The 223-nt window shown below is 61.9% G+C and carries 1 protein-coding gene; it reads right to left on the bottom strand.

The genetic code is table 11. The features are described 5' to 3' along the window. A partial coding sequence (locus tag E4K09_RS07600; protein ID WP_425293822.1) for a sigma factor occupies positions 1-142 on the bottom strand: 142 nt, incomplete at its 3' end. Positions 143-223 lie beyond the last annotated feature (81 nt).

The following is a 223-nucleotide window of genomic DNA, read 5'->3' as shown; positions in this document are numbered from 1 at the left end:
CCTGCATGCTCGTGCCGGGCTGAAACTTGTCGAGATTGCTCAGGCCCTTCAGAAGGGCGCCCTGCACCAGATCGTCGGCGCGGTCGACGCTGCCGCAAAGAGAGATCGCGACTGCGCGCAGATGAGGAATGGCGGCGAGCATCTGCTCCTTCAGGGGTGTCTCAGCCGCCATTCGCATCCCTTCCCATTTCAGAACTCACGAACAGACGCCTCTTGGGGGACT

Origin of the sequence: Microvirga pakistanensis (assembly GCF_004458765.1) — a bacterium.
GTDB classification, from domain to species: domain Bacteria; phylum Pseudomonadota; class Alphaproteobacteria; order Rhizobiales; family Beijerinckiaceae; genus Microvirga; species Microvirga pakistanensis.
Note: the sequence above shows the minus strand (reverse complement) of the source record. Positions and strands in the feature narration are given on the sequence as shown.